Annotated in this window: 14 protein-coding genes; 9 read left to right on the forward strand and 5 right to left on the reverse strand. The window is 68.0% G+C overall.

The window, feature by feature from the left end:
* Positions 1-82: 82 nt before the first annotated feature.
* From ABZV58_RS01835 to dnaA, 4 genes are all read right to left on the reverse strand, one after another.
* Entirely contained in the window at positions 83-646 is a 564-nt protein-coding gene (locus tag ABZV58_RS01835; RefSeq protein ID WP_354998288.1) for a DUF721 family protein, read from the reverse strand.
* A gap of 379 nt (positions 647-1,025) precedes the next feature.
* Positions 1,026-2,207, reverse strand: coding sequence for a DNA replication/repair protein RecF (recF, locus tag ABZV58_RS01840; RefSeq protein WP_354998289.1), 1,182 nt, complete (start codon positions 2,205-2,207; stop codon positions 1,026-1,028).
* A gap of 54 nt (positions 2,208-2,261) precedes the next feature.
* Complete coding sequence (gene dnaN / locus ABZV58_RS01845) at positions 2,262-3,437, reverse strand: DNA polymerase III subunit beta (RefSeq protein WP_067786332.1); 1,176 nt, start codon at positions 3,435-3,437, stop codon at positions 2,262-2,264.
* 832 nt (positions 3,438-4,269) lie between these two features.
* Positions 4,270-6,297, reverse strand: coding sequence for a chromosomal replication initiator protein DnaA (gene dnaA / locus ABZV58_RS01850; protein ID WP_354998290.1), 2,028 nt, complete (start codon positions 6,295-6,297; stop codon positions 4,270-4,272).
* A 603-nt stretch (positions 6,298-6,900) separates the two neighbouring features.
* Here dnaA and rpmH point away from each other — a divergent pair.
* From rpmH to ABZV58_RS01895, 9 genes are all read left to right on the forward strand, one after another.
* Positions 6,901-7,044: a 50S ribosomal protein L34 gene (rpmH, locus tag ABZV58_RS01855; protein WP_005516618.1), complete on the forward strand. Its 144-nt coding sequence runs from the start codon at positions 6,901-6,903 to the stop codon at positions 7,042-7,044.
* Between the two features lie 21 nt (positions 7,045-7,065).
* Positions 7,066-7,530, forward strand: coding sequence for a ribonuclease P protein component (gene rnpA, locus ABZV58_RS01860; RefSeq protein WP_354998291.1), 465 nt, complete (start codon positions 7,066-7,068; stop codon positions 7,528-7,530).
* Positions 7,527-7,880 (forward strand): membrane protein insertion efficiency factor YidD, encoded by a 354-nt coding sequence (gene yidD / locus ABZV58_RS01865; protein ID WP_354998292.1) that lies wholly within the window; start codon positions 7,527-7,529, stop codon positions 7,878-7,880. The genes rnpA and yidD overlap by 4 nt, the downstream gene beginning before the upstream one ends.
* Positions 7,881-7,884: 4 nt before the next feature.
* Positions 7,885-8,967, forward strand: a complete 1,083-nt coding sequence (gene yidC, locus ABZV58_RS01870) for a membrane protein insertase YidC (protein WP_354998997.1) — start codon at positions 7,885-7,887, stop codon at positions 8,965-8,967.
* A 79-nt stretch (positions 8,968-9,046) separates the two neighbouring features.
* Positions 9,047-9,598: a protein jag gene (locus ABZV58_RS01875; RefSeq protein WP_354998293.1), complete on the forward strand. Its 552-nt coding sequence runs from the start codon at positions 9,047-9,049 to the stop codon at positions 9,596-9,598.
* A gap of 234 nt (positions 9,599-9,832) precedes the next feature.
* Positions 9,833-10,627 carry a 16S rRNA (guanine(527)-N(7))-methyltransferase RsmG gene (gene rsmG, locus ABZV58_RS01880; protein ID WP_354998294.1) on the forward strand — a complete coding sequence of 265 codons (795 nt, stop codon included), beginning with the start codon at positions 9,833-9,835 and terminating at the stop codon, positions 10,625-10,627.
* Positions 10,628-14,639: 4,012 nt separating this feature from the next.
* Positions 14,640-15,644 (forward strand): ParA family protein, encoded by a 1,005-nt coding sequence (locus ABZV58_RS01885; RefSeq protein ID WP_354998295.1) that lies wholly within the window; start codon positions 14,640-14,642, stop codon positions 15,642-15,644.
* A gap of 70 nt (positions 15,645-15,714) precedes the next feature.
* Positions 15,715-16,734 carry a ParB/RepB/Spo0J family partition protein gene (locus tag ABZV58_RS01890; protein ID WP_354998296.1) on the forward strand — a complete coding sequence of 340 codons (1,020 nt, stop codon included), beginning with the start codon at positions 15,715-15,717 and terminating at the stop codon, positions 16,732-16,734.
* 250 nt (positions 16,735-16,984) lie between these two features.
* Positions 16,985-17,713, forward strand: a complete 729-nt coding sequence (locus ABZV58_RS01895) for a GNAT family N-acetyltransferase (RefSeq protein ID WP_354998297.1) — start codon at positions 16,985-16,987, stop codon at positions 17,711-17,713.
* Positions 17,714-17,765: 52 nt separating this feature from the next.
* On the opposite strand, the gene ABZV58_RS01900 is transcribed toward ABZV58_RS01895, so the two are convergent.
* Positions 17,766-18,962, reverse strand: coding sequence for an N-acetylmuramoyl-L-alanine amidase (locus ABZV58_RS01900; RefSeq protein ID WP_354998298.1), 1,197 nt, complete (start codon positions 18,960-18,962; stop codon positions 17,766-17,768).
* Positions 18,963-19,105: the final 143 nt, after the last annotated feature.

The raw sequence follows: 19,105 nt of genomic DNA on the forward strand, positions 1-19,105 counted from the left end.
ACCTGTGGATATGTGGATAAACGTAACACCAGGTATCGGGTAATTGCCAGAGCGTCTGGGTCACCCGATCCGCGCCCGTCGATCAGCCGTAGGTGTCGCGTGGACCGCGGCCCTTGATGTGCCGCTCCCCCTTGCGCCAGCTCGGCGCGGCCGGGCCGGAGATCTTCAGCTGCGTCACCACGCCATGACCGACCGCGGCGTTGATCTTCGCCAGGATCTGGCCCTGCAACATGCGCAGCTGGGTCGCCCACGCGGTGGACTCGGCGGCGATGCTCAGCACGCCGTCCTTGAGCGCGATCGGGGTGGCGTGCGAGGCGATGTCCTCGCCGACGACGCCCGCCCAGCGCCCGAGCACCGTTCCTTCGGAGACCTTGCCGTCCCAGCCCCTGCTCTTGGCGATGCGGGTGGCGAGCTGGGACAGCAGCTGGGGATCGCGATCGTCCGGTCGCGCGCCGGACCAGCCCGTGCGCCTGCGTGCCCCGGTGCGCAGCTTCCGCACCGGCGAGGCACGGCCCTGACCGACCGACTTTCCGCTGGCCTTCGCCGCGGCGCGGGCCTCTTCCAGTGCGCGCCGGGCCAGATCGATGCCGCGCAACTGCGGCTCGCCGCCGGGCTGCTGTGCGCCCGGTTCGGGCTGGTCGGTCATCGTCCCGCTCCGTTCGACCCTCGGGTTTGTCCCCAGATCTTGCTCTGTTGTCCCCAACCGGTGCGCGGCCGGGATCCGGCGCCGAAACGCCCGGTCAGCATGATCGCCGGACCGGCGTCGAACGCCTGTTCGTGGCGTTTTCCGGAACCACGGCGGTGACTGTCGAACGATCACCGCAGCACCGTGGGAAAACACCTCGGGGGTGACGTTCTCCACAGGTGCTGGGGATGAATCGACGGCTCCGTTCCGGCCCCGGTGCAGGGCAACTGTACGGGAGCCCGCCGACGAACTGTCACACGCGTCGCGGCTCTTCCGCGTCGGCGTTCCCCACCTGTGCACAACCCCGCGGGCTACCTGTGGACACCTCTGTCCGCGCGATTCAAGCGAACCCGGGCGCGGGCTCGACGATGCGTGAGGCGCGGTGCGTGGCCTCGCCGGTGGTCTCCACCCGCAGGGGTACCGCGGCCAGCTCGGCGGGCACGTCCTCGGGGACGGCGGCGGTGATCAGCACCTGTTCGGCGCCTGCCGCGACCTCGGCGAGCGCGGTGCGGCGGCGACGGTCCAGTTCGGCGAAGACGTCGTCGAGCAACAGCACCGGCTCCGCTCCGGTGGTGCGCAGCAGCTCGAACGCGCCGAGCCGGAGGGCGAGGGCGAAGGACCAGGACTCGCCGTGGCTGGCGAATCCCTTCGCGGGCGCGTCACCGAGCATCAACTCGAGGTCGTCGCGGTGCGGGCCGACCAGGCAGACGCCGCGGTCCAGCTCCTTGGACCGCGCCGCGGCGAGTTCGCGCAGCACGATCCCCGCCAGCGCGGCGGCGTCGTCGGCCTGCGGCTCCCTGGCCGGATCCAGGAAGTCCGGCGGAAGATACGAGCTGCGGTAACCGATTGCGGCGGGACGGGATTCGGGCGCGATCGACCGATAGGACTGTGCCAGATGGGGATACAGGTCGTGCACCAGCCGGAGCCGCTCGGCGAGCAGCACGGAGGCGTGCTCCGCCAAATGCCCGTTCCACACGTCGAGTGTTCCCAGGTCGGACCTCGATCTGGCTTGCCGCCCAGCGGTTTTCAACAGGGCGGAACGCTGCCGCAGCACCCGCTCGTAGTCCGAGCGCACACCCGCCAACCTGGGGAGCCGGGCTGTGCACAACTCGTCGAGGAATCTGCGGCGCTCCCCGGGGTCGCCCCGCACGAGCGCCAGATCCTCCGGCGCGAACAGCACCGTCTGCAGAATGCCGAGGATCTCCCGCGTTCTGCGCACCGGCGATCGGTTGATCTGCGCGCGATTGGCCGCGCCTTGATTCAGCTCGACATCGATGCGCAGTTCGCGTCCGGTGTTGACCACCGTCGCACCGATCCGTGCCCGCTGCGCGCCCATCCGGATCAGCGGCGCGTCGGCGGCCACCCGGTGTGAACCAAGGGTGGCCAGGTAGCCGATCGCCTCGAGCAGGTTGGTCTTGCCGTTGCCGTTCGATCCCAAGAAAACCGTTCGGCCTGGGGATAATTCGAGTTCCGCGTGCTCCCAGGAGCGGAAGTCGCGCAGCGACAGCGCTCGGATGAACATTCGCTACACCGCCCCGGTCACCGCGGGAGACGGCACCCGATCACGCACAGATGCTCAGCCCGGGAGCCGGACCGGCATCAGCAGGTAGATGTAGGAGCTGGCCAGCGCGGCGAAGGCGCCGGAGTCGAGGACCTCGGGCTCCTCCTCGCTCGCCGGGAGCAGCACCGCGGGACGGCTGGGGGTGGTGAACCCGAAGGTGACCCGATCGGAGTGCAGCGCGGACAGGCCGTCCACCAGGTAGCCGGGGTTGAAGGCGATGGTCAGCGCCTCACCGCGGAAATCGGCGGGCAGCCATTCCTCGGCGCGACCCGCGTCGTCGCCGCCCGCGGACAGCAGCAGGCCCTCGCTGGAGAACTCCAGACGAACCTGCGCGCCGCGCTCGGCGACCAGGGCGACGCGCTTGATGGCCTCGGTCAGCGCCGCGACTTCCAGCGTGGCGATGGAGGTGTGCTCCTTGGGGAGCAATTGGCGGAACTTGGGGAATTCCGCGTCGAGCAGTCGCGTGGTGGTGCGGCGGCCCGCGTTGACGATGCCGAGCAGGCCGTCCGAGCCCGCACCCGTGCCCAGCGAGAGCTGCACGGGCGCGTCCGAGGGGCCCAGCGTCTTGGCGGCTTCGGAGAGCGTGCGGGCCGGGATCAGCACCGCGGTCTCGATGTCGGTGCGGGCGGGCTGCCACTCGATGTGGCGCACGGCCAGTCGGAAGCGGTCGGTGGCCGCGAGAACGACCTGGGGGCCTTCGATCTCGACGCGAATGCCGGTGAGCATCGGCAGGGTGTCGTCGCGGCCCGCCGCGACGGCGACCTGACCGACGGCCTCGGAGAAGACATCCACACTCAGTTCACCGGTCTGCTGCGGCACCTCGGGCAGCTGGGGATAGTCCTCGACCGGCATGGTGGGCAGCGAGAACTTGGCGCTGCCGCAGGAGATCAGCACGCGCGTGCCGTCGACGGAGACGTCCACCGGCTTGTTGGACAGCGCCTTGGTGATGTCGGCGAGCAGGCGACCGGAGACAAGGACCTCGCCGGGACCGGCGACCTCGGCCGCGACGCGCATCTGCGCGGAGACCTCGTAGTCGAATCCCGAGACGGTCAGTCCGTCCTCACTCGCCACCAACAGCACGCCGCCGAGGACCGGCACCGGAGGCCGGGACGGCAGGCTGCGCGCGACCCAGGCGACGGACTCCGCGAAATCCTCCCGGGCGACCCGAAACTTCATGCTCGCAAGCTCCATCGCCCGATCTGTCCTCTCCCGGTTCCGTGATCCGTGTGTGGCGTCCGTCCGAGCACTGTTGGCTCGACAGCGTGTTGGCTCGACAACGTGTGGTTCTCGTCAGGGGGTGCTGGATCGGCCGCGCCAGCAGTCTGGCACAGGCGACCGACATAAAACGTACCCGTGTGTGGCCCGGGTACCTAGTCCGACCCTCGATTCGCGCTCGCGTGTCCGAAACGGGTGTCCGTATATCCGAGAGCGCCCATCCCCTCTTCTCCTTGCCGGTGTAGACGCGTGGCTCCAGACCGGACACTCCCCGACCGACTTTCCACACACCCTGTTTTGAAGAGAGATCTATAAGAAGAAGAACTGAAGTAGTAGTAGGCACTGTGGAATCTGTGGACTGAGCCCGTTTCCGCTGGTCCGGGGGTGTGGTGCCGTGGGGATGGCCGTCGGGTGACTCGAGGATGAACCGGAGGCGTCTGTGGAGGTTCGAAAACTGTCCCACGTTCATCCTCGAGCCGTCCTCGAGTTGTTCCACCGGATTCACCCTGTTGTTCACACGTGTGCACCGAATGGTGGACAGCTCGAGGAATCCTCGAGGACTCCACACGGACTCCTCGAGGATTCCACAAGCGCCTGACCGAGACGTGGCTGGTCAGACCCTGTGGGCAGAGATCGATGGGGATGATGTTGATATCCGGCTGTGAGCGACTCCGCCGCGAGCCTGTGCACGAATCGGTGCACAAACCGGTGGATTCCTCGAGGACTCCACAAGGAATCCTCGAGGAATCCACAACGCACAAAAAAGCACCGCCCCTGGTCAGGGGCGGTGCGGGGTTGTGGAGGGCGCTCAGCGCGAGCGCTGTTTGATACGGGCTGTGAGTTCTTGAACCTGGTCGTAGACGCGGCGGCGCTCGGTCATCTCCTTGCGCACCTTCTTCTCCGCGTACATGACGGTGGTGTGGTCGCGGCCGAAGGCCTGACCGATCTTGGGCAGCGATAGGTCGGTGAGTTCGCGGCAGAGGTACATGGCGATCTGCCTGGCCTGCGCCAGCGGCCGCGCCTTGCCGGGGCCGGTGAGCTCCTCGAGCGTGGTGTTGAAGTACTCCGCGGTCACGGCCATGATCGTCGCCGCGTTGATCTCCAGCGCCGCGGTGTCTGGCATCAGATCGCGCAGCACCACTTCGGCCAGCGGCAGATCCAGCGGTTGACCGTTGAGCGAGGCGAACGCGGTGACCCGGATCAGCGCGCCCTCCAGCTCACGGATATTGCGCTCCACCCGGCTGGCGATCAGTTCCAGCACGTCGTGCGGCACGTCGAGCCGGTCCATCCGCGCCTTCTTGCGCAGGATGGCGATGCGGGTCTCCAGTTCCGGCGGCTGCACGTCGGTGATCAGGCCCCACTCGAACCGGGTCCGCAGCCGCTCCTCGAGGGTGGCCAGCTGCTTGGGCGGACGGTCGGAGGAGACCACGATCTGCTTGTTCGCGTTGTGCAGCGTGTTGAAGGTGTGGAAGAACTCCTCCTGGATGCCTTCCTTGCCCTCGATGAACTGGATGTCGTCGACCAGCAGGATGTCGGTCTCGCGGTAGCGCCGCTTGAACGCGACCTTGCGGTCGTCGCGCAGGCTGTTGATGAAGTCGTTGGTGAACTCTTCGGTCGACACGTACTTCACCCGCATGCCGGGAAACAGCCGCTGGGCGTAGTGACCCGCCGCGTGCAGCAGGTGCGTCTTGCCGAGACCGGAGGCGCCCCAGACGAACAGCGGGTTGTAGGCGCGGGCCGGCGCCTCGGCGATGGCCACCGCCGCGGCGTGCGCGAAGCGGTTGGACGCGCCGATGACGAAGGTCTCGAAGGTGTACTTCGCGTTCAGGCTCGCCGAGGAGTTCGCCGGAGCCGGCGTCTCCTGGCTCTTGGTGAAGTAGGTCGGCCAGTTGTTGCGGACGTTGACGACCGGTTCGTCGTCGGGCTGCTCGGTGCGCAGCGCCTCACCTGACTCGCGGACCGAATCGTGCGCGGCGGCGGGCGCGGCCTCGCGCAACGGCATCCGGGCTGGTCCGCGCATCGGAGCGGGCTCGGGCGTGAACAGCGACTCCTGGCCGGGCGGGGTGGAATCCCGGCGCGAACCCATTCCTGGCTCACGCCGCGGCGCCGTGGACACCTCGGGCACGGCGGCGGAGTCGGGGTAGTCGCCCACGCCAGGCGCGCGATAGGCGGCGGTCGGATAGTCGTCGGCCGGGTAGTCGACGCCGGACTGGTATTCGGCCGGGTAGTCCGAACTCGGCGGGTACTCGGGCGCTGGGGTGTACTCGGGCGCGGGGGCGTACTCGGCGGCGGGCGGGTAGTCGGCGGACTGGGGATAGTCGGACGTTCCCGGATACTCCGGCGCGGGCGCGTAGTCCTGCGGTGCGTACCGCGGGGCCGGGTAGTCGGTGCGGCTCGGCGGATCGGCCGGGTAACCGACGGGACCGCGCGACGCCTCCCTGGTGCGCTGCGTGTCCCGGTTCCGCTGGGCCGCCTCCCTGCTTCGCTCCGGACGACTGGTCATCCTGGCGTGCCGTGGGTTGGCCGCGGAACGATCGGTGCTCGGCGTCGCGGGCGCCGCGATGCGCACGCCGAGGCCCTCGACCTGGGGACCGAGCCGGCGGGCGAGGGAACGCAGGATGGGTTCGCGCAGATCGCGTTCGATGGCCTCCTGGGCCAGCGACGAGGGCACCGACAGCAGGGCGAAGCCCTGCGCGACGGTGATCGGCTTGACGAGTTTGAGCCAGGCCTGCTGTGCTCGGGTCACCGCCGGGATGGATCCGTCGTCGGAACCGGTGGTGAGCTCGGCAATCACCTCGGGCCACACGGTGGCCAGCACGTTCTGCTCGTCGTCCATGCAGTTTCCTCCCCGGAAGTAGGTCGATAGGAGCAGACGGCCGGGGTACGCGAGCAGGTTCGTGGATGGGCTATCCTGTGATCCCGCGTACGTCCGTAGCCGTGTGGACGCTGCTCGGATTCCCCCGTACCAAGTCAGCGGCGTTGGCGCCGTCGGCCTACGAATATGCCACTCCAGGGGTCTTTCCACACAATTATCCACAGATGTGGAAAACCCTGGGGAAATGTGAAACGGGCTCGAAGTTCGCGGGGATCACGCCCCGACCTGCGGATCTGTAGCAACCATCTGGCAACGCCTCGCTCGCGGGCACGCTCGGCACGCCTAGGGGTGTGGACGAAGTCACGAAGAAGCCCGGGCGCGTCGCACCGGTGCACCGGATTCGCCTGGGGGCCGAGTTTGACCCGTCTCGGGCTGATCAGTACCCTCGTACAGTCACCCCTTGGTGCGGTGGCGGTCCCGTGCTGACCGCGTTAGGTCGTTTGACGACCGTGTGCGCCAGGACCGACGCGCGCCGATGATGACATCGCGATTCATCGCGCACATACGTATCACCGACAAGCTTCGGGCGCCGAACGGCGCCCACCAACTCGAGGAGTGTTGACCGTGGCCAAGGGCAAGCGGACGTTCCAGCCGAACAACCGTCGTCGGGCGCGGGTTCACGGCTTCCGCCTCCGGATGCGCACCCGTGCGGGTCGCGCCATCGTTTCGGCGCGTCGCCGCAAGGGCCGCGCCGAACTCACTGCCTGATCCTCGCTCTCGGACGCTCGGGTGTTGCCTGAGCCGTATCGGTTGCATCATCGTGCCGACTTCTCCCGGACGGTGCGCCGCGGCCAGCGAATCGGGAGGCGAGATCTGGTCGTACACGCGCTCGTGCACGGGTATGACGGAGTCGTGGGCTCTGATGAACGACACAGTGCTCCGGTAGCCACCGGAGCGCTCGTTCGCGTCGGCGGGCCGAGGTTCGGATTGATTGTCAGCAAGGCGGTGGGCTCCGCGGTGATTCGACACCGGGTGGCCCGCCGCCTGCGTCATATGTGCGCCGAGGTGATCAGCGACCTGCCCGCCGAGGCCGACATCGTCATCCGGGCGCTGCCCGGCGCCGCGAACGCGGAATCCGACGAACTGCTGCGGCAGTTGCGCAGCGGGTTGCGCAAACTCGGTATCGCTCAGGCTCCCGCCCGGACCGGCACACGGGCTCGACCCGTCGCCGTCGACGCGGACGTTTCGTCGTGAGATTCGCCGCCGTCCTGGCCCGGCTGCCCGCCCGTACGCTGATCTTCCTGATCGAGCTCTACCGGACCTATGTCTCCCCCACCCGCATGCCGGTGTGTCGTTTCACCCCGACGTGTAGCGAGTACGCGGTCACCGCGTTGCGCACCCGAGGACTGTTCGTCGGCCTCGGATTGACGGTCGTGCGATTGGCCAAATGCGCGCCCTGGCACCCTGGTGGGTGGGACCCCGTTCCCGAGCGCAGAAATCGCGCACGGAACGAGGCTGCGGCCGACGCCTCGTCGTCGGCGCCACACGCTTGTAAAGGATCGCCGCATGCGGTGATCGGCGATACGAACGACGGGAGTGCATAGAGCCGTGCTCGACTTCATCTACTACCCGGTGTCCTGGATCTTGTGGTTCTGGCACCGTGCTTTCGCGGCCATCCCGGGCCTCGGCAAGGACAACGGCCTGGCCTGGGCGCTGGCGGTGGTGTTCCTGGTCTTCACGCTGCGCGTCGTGCTCTACAAGCCGTTCGTGAAGCAGGTGCGCACCACCAAGCAGATGCAGGAGCTGCAGCCCCAGATCAAGGAGCTGCAGAAGAAGTACAAGAACGACCGCCAGAAGATGGCGCTGGAGATGCAGAAGCTCCAGAAGGAACACGGCTTCAACCCGCTGATGGGCTGCCTGCCGATCCTGGCGCAGGTGCCGGTCTTCCTCGGTCTGTTCCACGTCCTGCGTTCGTTCAACCGCACCGGCCACGGGTTCGGCCAGCTCGGCATGACGCCCGAGGAGAACGCGAACACCGCGAACTACGTCTTCAACGCGGCCGACGTCCAGTCCTTCCTGAGCGCCCGTATCTTCGGCGCGCCGATCTCGGCGTTCATCACCACCCCGGCCAACGAGCTGCTGGCCTTCGCCGACTACGGCGGCATCCCGAGTCGGGTGAGCATCGCCCTGGTCGCCATCCCGCTGATGGTGATCGCCGGTCTCGCTACCCACTTCAACGCCCGCGCCTCGGTCGCGCGGCAGACCCCGGAGGCCGCGGCCAACCCGCAGGCCGCGCTGATGAACAAGCTGGCGCTCTGGGTGTTCCCGCTCGGCGTGCTCGTCGGTGGTCCGTTCCTGCCGATCGCCATCCTGATCTACTGGGTCTCCAACAACATCTGGACCTACGGTCAGCAGCACCTCGTCTTCGGCCGGATGGCGAAGGAAGAAGAGGCCAAGAAGCAGGCCAAGCTCGAGCAGCGCGCGCAGAACGCGCCGAAGCCGGGCGCCAAGCCGGTGAGCACGAAGAAGAAGCCCGCGGCCACCGCCGTCGACGCCGAGCCGTCCGATGCGGAACCGTCGGCGAACGGCACCTCCAAGACCGCGGCAGGCAAGGCCGCCGGACAGCGCAAGGCCGGTGGGCAGAAGCGTTCGGGTCAGCGCGGCCGGGCCAACCAGAAGCGTCGCCGCTGACCGCCGAGCAATCCCGTGAGCGCGCAACCGCCCGGCGCCGAGCGTCCGGCGCGCGCGATGGACAGATGAAGGAATTCAAATGACTGTTGAGACCGACGGAGGGGACGCCACCGTGGCGACGAGTGTGGTGAACGCCGGAACGGATGCCGGCGATGTCGTGAGCGATGCCGAGGAAGCCCTGATCGAAGAGGGCGAGATCGCGGGCGACTACCTCGAGCAGTTGCTCGACGTGCTCGACTTCGACGGCGACATCGACCTGGACGTCGAGGGCGACCGTGCCGTCGTGAGCATCGACGGCGGCCGCGACCTGTCGAAGTTGGTGGGTCGCAACGGCGAGGTGCTCGACGCGCTCCAGGAGCTGACCCGGCTCGCGGTGCAGCAGGCGACCGGCGTACGTAGCCGCCTGATGCTCGACGTGGCGGGTTGGCGGGCCAAGCGCCGCTCCGAGCTCAGCGCGCTCGGCACCGAAGCCGCCAAGCGGGTGCTGGAATCCGGCGCCCCGGAATCGCTCGATCCGATGACGCCGTTCGAGCGCAAGATCGTGCACGACGCCGTCGCCGCGGTCGAAGGAGTCAGCAGCGAGAGCGAGGGCGTGGAGCCCAACCGCTTCGTGGTGGTCGTTCCGGGCTGATCGCCCGGCTTCCCCGGAGGACGGCGCGTTTCGTCACGCTGACGATTCATGCCCGGGCGCTGCTCCGCCTTCGCTCCGGCCGTGCGCGGTCCGAGGGCGGACGGCCGTCCGATAGTGTCGTCTAGGCCTCCGGTCTTCGGATCGGGGGCCTTCTCCATGCCGGGGCGTCGCCGCCCGCGGCCGAGGCGGACACCCCTCCGCTGTCTTGCAATTGGTGACCTCGAGCTCGGAAGGATGTTTCACGTGGAACGAGAACTCGGTGGAAGCGCCGCGCTGCCGACCGAGCTGGAGCCGCCCGCGGCGGCCGCCACCGTCTTCGGCGATCGGCTCGACATCGCCCGCCGCTACTGCGCCGCGCTCGCGACCGCAGGCGTCGAGCGCGGTCTCATCGGACCCCGCGAGGTGCCGCGGCTCTGGGATCGGCACATCCTCAACTGCGCGGTGGTCGCGGAGCTCATGCCCGAAGGAACGACCGTCGTCGATATCGGTAGCGGCGCGGGTCTTCCCGGCATCCCGTTGGCCATCGCCCGTCCCGACCTACGCATCACCTTGGTCGAGCCGCTGCTGCGCCGCACCGTCTTCCTGAGCGAGTTCATCGAAGCGGCCGGACTCGACATCACCGTCGTCCGCGGCCGCGCCGAACAATCCGGCGTGATGAAGGAAGCGGGCGGCGCCGACGTCGTCACCTCCCGCGCCGTCGCCCCCCTCGCCAAACTCGCCCAGTGGTCCCTCCCCCTCCTCCGCGACCACGGCCGCATGCTCGCCCTGAAGGGCGTGAGCGCGACCGAAGAACTGGAACGCGACGGCGAAGCATTGACCCGCGCGGGCGCCGGCAACTTCGAGGTCCTCGAATGTGGTGTCGGAGTCCTGGATACCCCGACAGTCGTGATCAGCGCCGAACGCCTCCCCCGCGCGGAACGCGCGCCCCGCCGCCGCACGGAGAAGGTCGGAAGCCGCCGTGAGGGCGGCCGCTCCGAGGGCGGCGTCCTCCGCCGCAGCACCGAACGCCGTCGCTCGGGCGGGAAGTAGGCCGAGACCCTTTCTCGCCCGCGAGGGCTGCGTGCTGTTTCACATAAAACAGCGCCGCGATCTCCCGACCCTCCCAGATGCCCCGTTGGCACCGCCCGACGACCCGGCCGGATCCCCCCAACAGCAGACCGGCTAGGCCCTGCCTCGATGTTCCGACGGTGCGGTCTGACGACCCGCTTCCCGCTCCATTGGGAGGACGGCTTGGCTCGGTGGCGCGTATCCGTTGGTGCGGGCCGATGGCTCAGCGGAACGGCTTGATCGTTGGCGTGCCCGATGGGTCAGTCCGACGGCGCGACCGGACCCCTCAATCCCGGCCATCGTCGATCGGCTCGGCGCCAAAGCATGGCTGATGGAGCCCGGCCGGTCCGCCGCACGGCTGCCTCGACGTTCCGACGGCTCCGCCCGACGGCGCGGTTCCGATCCTTCGGCCGGAAGGGTTGGCTCGATAGCACGCAGCACGGTGTGATCGACGATCCCCTCCAGACCGATACTCCCGTTCGCTGCCGAGCGCGTCGATGAACGCCATAGAAGGCAGGAAGGCGTGCGGCTAGCGGGTGGCCGTTCAGGCGTCCCGACGGCTCGGCGGAACGGCTGGAATAGATGGCACTCGACGGCTGGTCCGATGGCGCGGCCGGATGGTGCTCGACCCAATGCCACCACGACGGCTCAGCCTGGTGGCGCGTCTCCAATGGCTCCGCGCTACGACGCGGCCACGCAACGCGCTGGACGGTGGGCGCAATGGCACAGCCGGGTGGCTCGGCCCCACGGCCCAACTCGATGGCGTGCCCGATGGCTCAGCCCCACCGGACGGCCGGATGGCTAGGTTTGTTGCCATCACGATGACCCGGACTCACGCCGACATCGACGCACGGCCCGGTCCCGCAGCGCGGCGGGACGGGGACCCAATGGCTGCGGTCGAATGGTTCGGCCACAGCTCGACTCGACGGCGTCCCCGACGGCTTATGCCGACGGCTCAGCCTGGTGGCGCGTCCCTGAAGGCTCGGCGCACGGCGCGGCCACGAGCGCGGCGGGAGGTCGGTCCCGCAGCACGGCCGAGTGCCTGGCGGGGCCTTCCGACTGAACTCGATGGCGTGGCCCACGGCCGAGTCCGGCGGTTCGGCCACAGCTCGACTCGGTGGCGTCCCCGACGGCTTGGCCTGATGGCACGTCCCCGATAGCTCGGTCCACGGGCACGGCCACGAGCGCGGCTTAGTCCGACGGAGCGGCCGGATGGCTTGGCTCGATGTCACCACGATGAATCGGACCCTGGCTCAACCCGACGGCGCGCTCGATCGCTCAACCCGATGGCTCGGCTGGGACTACCGGATGGACGCCATTCAATAGGTGCCCGGGCGGACGAGCGAACGACTCGGTCCGCAGCACGACTCGATGGTGCGGTCCGTCGGCGCAGGCGGACCGGCGGTCCGTCGGTGCCGCGGTAACTCCCGCCCCAAGCCTCGGCGATGGCGCGCCCTCGGCGGTCCGACTCGATGGCTCGGCCGGGCTGTGGAGTTCCGCAGCGGGGCCGACGGCGGAGTCGAGAAGCGCTTCCCGACAGCGCGCCCCCCCCGGAAGATCTCCGCAGACTGAGCGCCGATGCCGCGCTTCCGATTGCTCGGTTCCACACCTCAGCCCGATGGATCGGGTGGATGGCGTGGCTGGAGGGCGCGTCCGATGGCTTGGGTGGGTGGCGTGACTCTAGTACGTGCCCGATGGCTCGGGTGGGTTGCTCGCCCGGGTCCCACGTCCTAAGGACAAGCGCTTGGAGGCGCGGCCGGTCGGCTCGGTCCGATGTCCCACCTGAATGTCCATTCCCGATGGCGCGGTCCGGCGGCGCGATTTCAGGACTTGCCCCATCGTGCGGTACCGACTCGAGCGGATCCCCGGTCGGAAGACTCAGCACGATGATGCGCCGCTGAACCTGACAGCTCGGCTGCTTCACCGTCGGCCGCAGCACGCTCTGCTCGTGCGACGGCTCAGCTGTGTGGTTCGCGATGGGGCGAGAGGTGCCGCGCATCGGATCGGATTGAAATTGCTCGGCGAATGTTTCACGTGAAGCATCGTCTGGTGCTCGAACTGGATAAGGCACAACGCCGCTCCCCCGGTTCACCACGCCAGGCTCGCCGCTGTCCCGTGGCGGACTCACGCTGTCCGCGCGGCAGCGCCACTTCACGCGGCCCCGTCACCGCTTCTCTCCACAGCGGTAGCCCACAGATCGACGGCAGGGCTCGGCCGGACGACGCGCCCGCTTACCCGATCCGTGGGCCCCGCCCCGAGAGCGAGCCGCGCCGTCGTGCCACCAGGCTTGGCACGACGCGCGGGATGGCTCGGCGCGGACTCTCGCGGCTTGGCCCGACTGCGGTCGATAGCGCGTAGAGACAGCACGTCACCGTGAGCGCCACGGGGGACTCGGCCGGATGCCGCGCACGCTGGCTTGGCTCGATGGTTGGCCGCAGCACTCGGCTGGACGGCGCGGGTGTTGGTGGCGGCCCGGATGGCCCTGCGCGGCGCGAAGGCGACCCGCGGCAACGCAGCGCGATGATTGGCCGGGTGGTTTCGAGCCGTGAGGCGCAGCCGGATACAGCGCTGCAAGCGGCTCGGCACGATGGTGCGGCCGCGATCGCGGGACGCGATGGGTGGCCGAGTGACTCCGGCACGATGGCCAAGATCCTGGAGACGCAGTCGGATGCAGCGCTGCGGATGGCTCGCCCAAGGCTCGGACGGATGGCTCGACCAGGCCCTGTCTCGAAGTCCCATCCGGCGCCTCTGCGGCGCAGATCGCCGCCTGACCGCGTTGTCGTCGTCGCCGAGACAGGGCCCCGGTATCGGCTCCTCCTCCGCCTTGCCAGGTGACGATCAGAGCCACGCATGCATCCCGGCCGGACTTCGAGACCGGGCCTAGATGTGGCCTGTCGGCTGACTCGATTTCAGTTGCGCATGTGACGGCACGGGTAAGGGTTTGGGCTGTGGTGAGACGCCACGAATGAGGTCGGGTGGAGGCTTTGGCGGATGTTTCACGTGAAGCATCGCTCGGTGCGCGAACTTGGTGGTGGCTGAGCGGCACTCGTCCGGATCTCCGCGCCAGGGGCGTTCTCCCCCCTTTTCGCGCGGCCGGTGGCTGCTTCAGGCGCGCCTGTGTCAAGCCACGGCTTCCGGCGGTGGGCATCTGAAATGGGTGGCGACGGGATTCGAGTGTGCGGACAATGGATGCGTCACCGACTGGAACGCTCGACGCGCCAACTCGATACGGGGTTCGCAGATGCGGACGTAGATCGGATGTGCGAAGCGGGGGCGATAGACCCAGTGCCTGGACTGCGGCAGGCGCGACCGACCCAGCTTTTGGATCCGAAGCTTCGCAACGGGTTCGGGGCATTGGCTTCGGCTGTTCTTTGGGCGTCCGCCGCGTCCCAGCAACGGGATTGGATCGCTGCGGCGCCGTCGAGAGCGCCAGAATCGTGGATGCGTGAACGGAAGGCGCAGTGCCACTCTCCGCGGGGGTGCGGCATTCGGCCGTGGACACAATGCTTCACGTGAAACATCGCCCCGCCGCTTCACGTGAAACATCGCTCGTCGGGTGCGCTATCGGAGCAGTCCCCGGAGCATCAGCGCAACTCGATGAAGCGCCGCAGTCCGTCCTCCGCGCAAGGAATCTGCGACGGCGCGCAAAGCCCAACCCCTAACGCACCCCCAACCCGGCACCTTCGAACCCCCATTCGCCCAGTGAAAATCACTTACCCGGCCGGAAATCCTGCGGCACGCAATGTTCATTCGCGCGGATCTGCGTGTCGCCGCGATTCAACTTTCTTCTAGCGCTCAGTGCTGGCAAGCTAGTGTGCGTCGGGCGTGAGCGTTGATGCCACGGTGGGATGTGGGTGTGCGGGACAGCTCCGCTCGGTTGATCGGGCGCCGTCCCGACGGAGCATCATGTTCGATCCGACACAGGCTGTTGAAGACACGGCGTCGGCGTGGGCCGAGGGCACGTGGTCTGTAGTTCTCTGGTTAGGAGCTGTCTATGTCGAGCGGTTCGGCGAATGTTTCACGGGAAACTACGTCGCGCGTGCCGGGGATGCTGGACTCCAGCAACTTCGACGCGGAGGCATTCGGAAGCACGCCGTTCGGGCACATCTCCCCCAGCGAGACCCCGATCGCGGCCGAAGCTCAGCGCGCAAGTCAGATATTGCACCCAGGAAAGGTGACAGTGCCGAAACCTCGCGAGCAGCGCATCATCACCATCGCGAATCAGAAGGGCGGCGTCGGTAAGACGACCACGACGGTGAATCTCGCCGCGGCCCTTGCGCATCAGGGGATGAAGGTGCTCGTGATCGATCTCGATCCGCAGGGCAACGCCAGCACCGCCCTCGGCATCGAGCATCACTCCGGCGTCCCTTCCAGCTACGAACTGCTCATCGGCGAGGTCTCCGTCAAGGACGCTATCCAGCAGAGCCCGCACAACGAGCGCCTGCTGTGCATCCCGGCGACGATCGATCTCGCGGGTGCGGAGATCGAACTCGTCTCGATGGTCGCCAGGGAGGGCCGCCTCAAGGGCGCCATCCAGGAGGCCAATATCGCGGGCTACGACATCGATTACGTGATGATCGACTGCCCGCCTTCCCTCGGCCTCCTAACGGTCAACGCGCTCGTCGCGGCCAAGGAGGTGCTGATCCCGATCCAGTGCGAGTACTACGCGCTGGAGGGCGTCGGCCAGCTGCTCCGCAACATCGGCCTGGTGCAGGCGCATCTGAATCGCGAGCTGCACGTGTCCACGGTGATCCTCACGATGTACGACGGGCGTACCAAGCTCGCCGACCAGGTCGCGGAGGAGGTGCGCGGTCACTTCGGCGATGTGGTGCTGCGCTCGGTGATTCCGCGCAGCGTGAAGGTCTCGGAGGCGCCGGGTTACGGAATGACCGTGCTCGATTATGATCCAGGCTCCCGGGGTGCGATGAGCTACCTCGACGCCGGACGTGAGATGGCCCAGCGGGCGATGGCCCGGCAGGCCGCGAACGGCGCGGAGTGATTCGGGTACCGGTGTCCCGGGTCGGCGTGACCCGGTTTGGTGGCGAACGAGGGAAGGGATCGGTGGGCCGATGAGTCAGGCGAAGAAGGGCGGGCTAGGACGAGGTCTGGCCGCGCTGATCCCGACGGGGCCCGCGACCACGCAGGGTCTCGGCAGCGCCGCGGCCAACGTGGTGATCGGACTCGATCCCGTCGGTCCGCAGCCTGCTTCGGCGTACCTGCACCGCGTCCCGGATCCCGAGGACACCGTCGACGAGGCCGACCTCGCCACCCCCGGTGGCGCGCTCTACCGCGAGATTCCGCCGGACCAGATCGAGCCGAATCCCAAGCAGCCGCGCCAGGTCTTCGAGGAAGAAGCGCTCGCTGAACTGGTCCACTCCATCCGCGAATTCGGCCTCATGCAGCCGATCGTGGTGCGCCGCGTCGAGGCGGACCGCTATCAGCTGATCATGGGTGAGCGCCGCTGGCGTGCCGCCCAGGAGGCGGGCCTGGAAGCGATCCCGGCGATCGTTCGGGAGACCGCCGACGAGTCGATGCTGCGGGACGCCCTCTTGGAGAACATCCACCGGGTGCAGCTGAACCCGTTGGAAGAGGCGGCCGCGTACCAGCAGCTGCTCGAGGAATTCGACGTCACCCACGAAGAACTGGCCACCCGGATCGGTCGATCCCGTCCGGTCGTCACCAACATGATCCGCCTGCTGAAGCTGCCGATCCCGGTGCAGCGGCGGGTCGCGGCGGGCGTGCTGTCCGCCGGTCACGCGCGCGCCCTGCTCGGATTGGAAGCGGGCGCCGACGCGCAGGAGGTGCTGGCCGCCCGCATCGTCGCAGAGGGCCTCTCGGTGCGTGCCACCGAGGAAGCCGTCACCCTGGCCAACCGTGATCCGGACGCGGCCACTCCCCCGGCTCCGCGGCGCAAGCCGATTCACATGCCCGGTCTGCAGGACGTGGCCGAGCGGCTGTCGAATTCGTTCGACACCCGGGTGACTGTGAGCCTCGGCAAACGCAAGGGCAAGATCGTCGTCGAGTTCGGGTCCGTGGAAGATCTGGAGCGCATCGTCGGTCTGATGGCGCAAGAGCAGCTCGGTCAGTGACAGAAGAGGCAAAATAGCCCCGTGTTCTCGGTATCTACGGGCCCGGCGTCGAAACGTCACTGTGACGGCGTCGAAAAGGGCAGCGCGACAGCGATATTGCGCGCGCCGACGGTCCGGCACGAGGGCTCCTACCAACAGCACAGCGACGTGGAATGAGGCGGATTCGCTTGATCGCTTATTCTTGCTGGCGAGAAGACGTTGATGCGACGTGAGCGTGGATGAATCGGACAGCTGGAGGCTGAGCAGAGCGGTGTCGACCAGCGTCACAGCACTTACCCTCGACGGACTGGACAAGCTGCCCGCGCATGCCCGGCGCTGTGTCTTCTGGGAGATCGATCCCGCCGTCGCGGAGGACTCGCGCGGGTTCAGCGATCCGGTCTTCGAAAAAGAGGCCTGGCTTTCGACGGTCATGCTCGAATGGGGTTCGTGCGGCCAGGTGGCCCACGTGGACGGCAGCGTGGCGGGTTGCGCCCTGTACTCGCCGCCCAGCGCCGTGCCGCGCGCGACGCTGTTCCCCACTTCCCCGGTCAGCCCGGATGCCATCTTGCTGACCACGCTGCGCACCGAGTTCCCGCACCGGGACGAGGACATCGCCCACCGCCTGGTGCAGGCCGTGGTGTCGGATCTGGTCCGCCGCGGTGTTCGCGCACTGGAGGCGTTCGGCATCCGTACGGATCCGCCGACCAAACGGCTCTCGGACCGTTTGGTCGGTTCGATGACGCTCATGGAGCGGATCGGCGCTCCGGTCCGCGGTTCCGCCTCGGCTGCCCCCACTGAATGCTCACCGCAGACCTGCATGATCGAAGCGGACCTGCTCGAAGAATACGGCTTCGAGGTGGTCGCACCGCACCACCGCTTCCCGCGCCTGCGCCTGGAGCTGGATTCCGATCACGGCTGGAAGGAAGACGTGGAGCGCGCGCTCGACCAGCTGCTCGCCGCCGCGTCCATGACGGCCCCCACCCGGGCCGGCGCACGCTGAGACGAGAAAGCCCCCGCCGATCACAGCGGGGGCTTTCCTTCGAGACGAAGTCTCAGGTTCGGTCGGCGGCGGCCAGCTCCTCGGCCAGCAGCTCGGCGAACGTGTACGTGCCGGTCGGCTGATCGTCTTGACCCAGCAGATACAGACGCTTCACCGAGATCAGGATGGCCTCGGCGATGACGTCGCGCATCCGCGGGTTGGTGAGGACCGAGGCGTCGTATTCGTTGGTGAGGTAACCGATGTCGACCTGGACCGTCGGCATCTTGGTGAGCCGCAGCAGATCCCAGGTACGCGAATGCGTCCGGCAGTCCTGCAACGACGTGCGGGCCACCACCTCGCGCTGAATGAACCCGGCCAGCACCTGCCCGATCATCGAGACCGAGCCGTGCGAGTTGCCGAAGTGGAAGCTGGCCACACCGTTCGCCGAGGAGCTCGGGTTGGTGGCACAGCGCAGCGAGATCATCAGGTCGGCGTCGAAGGCGTTGGAGGTCTCCGCGCGCTCGGCGTCGGTGGGATTCGCACCCCACGGCCGTGACAGGAACGTCTCCATGCCGGTGGCGGCCATCCGGCCCTCCAGCCTGCTGGCCAGATCCCACAGGATCTCCGACTCGTAGACGTCGCCGTACTCGGTCGGCACCGCGTATCCCTTGTCGGGACCGCCGAGACCCGGATCGATGACGATCCGCTTGCCGGTGAGCTGCGGCCCAGCCCGATGCACCACCTCTTCTTCGGCGATGCGATGCGGGTTGCCGCCGGTGACGCGCGCGCCGAGCAATTCCAGCGAACGCAGCGTGTCCGGACCGCAGATGCCGTCGGCGGACAGACCGATCTCGCGCTGGAACGCGGTGAGTGCGTCGTGGGTGTGCGGGCCGAAGTACCCGTCCACCCGATGAACATAGAAGCCGAGGTCCTGCAGTTTGCGTTGCAACGTGGCGACGTCGTCGCCGTACAGCGGCGCCGAGAGCTGATAGATCAGCGTGCGCGCACCGAGGCGGTAGGACGCCTCCTTCAAGGCCCGGTAGGTGGCCGGACCCACCACACCGTCGACGAGCAGACCGCGATGCTGCTGGAACGCGCGGACCGCGGAGTCGAGGTGGTGGTCGAAGGAGGCTTCGGTGTCCTTCCAGTACTCGCGTGCGTCGCCGTGCTCGGCGCCGATGGCGTGTGCGTGCAGGAAGCCGAGACTTGCCAGGGTGCTCCGAACCTCAGCGACGGCTGGACCGGTATCACCGTGACGAAGTCGGTGCATGCGTGAGAGCCCTTTCCTTCCGTCAACCCGGGTACCCACTCATGCGACGGCATACACCCTCGCACGACCGGAGCGTCGGTCGATTGTCTCAGACCTGCCCCGGAATCCGACAATTACGGGGGTGGTGCAGGCATCCTACGGCG

Origin of the sequence: Nocardia sp. NPDC004654 (genome assembly GCF_040609595.1) — a bacterium.
In the GTDB taxonomy this organism is placed as follows: Bacteria; Actinomycetota; Actinomycetes; order Mycobacteriales; family Mycobacteriaceae; genus Nocardia.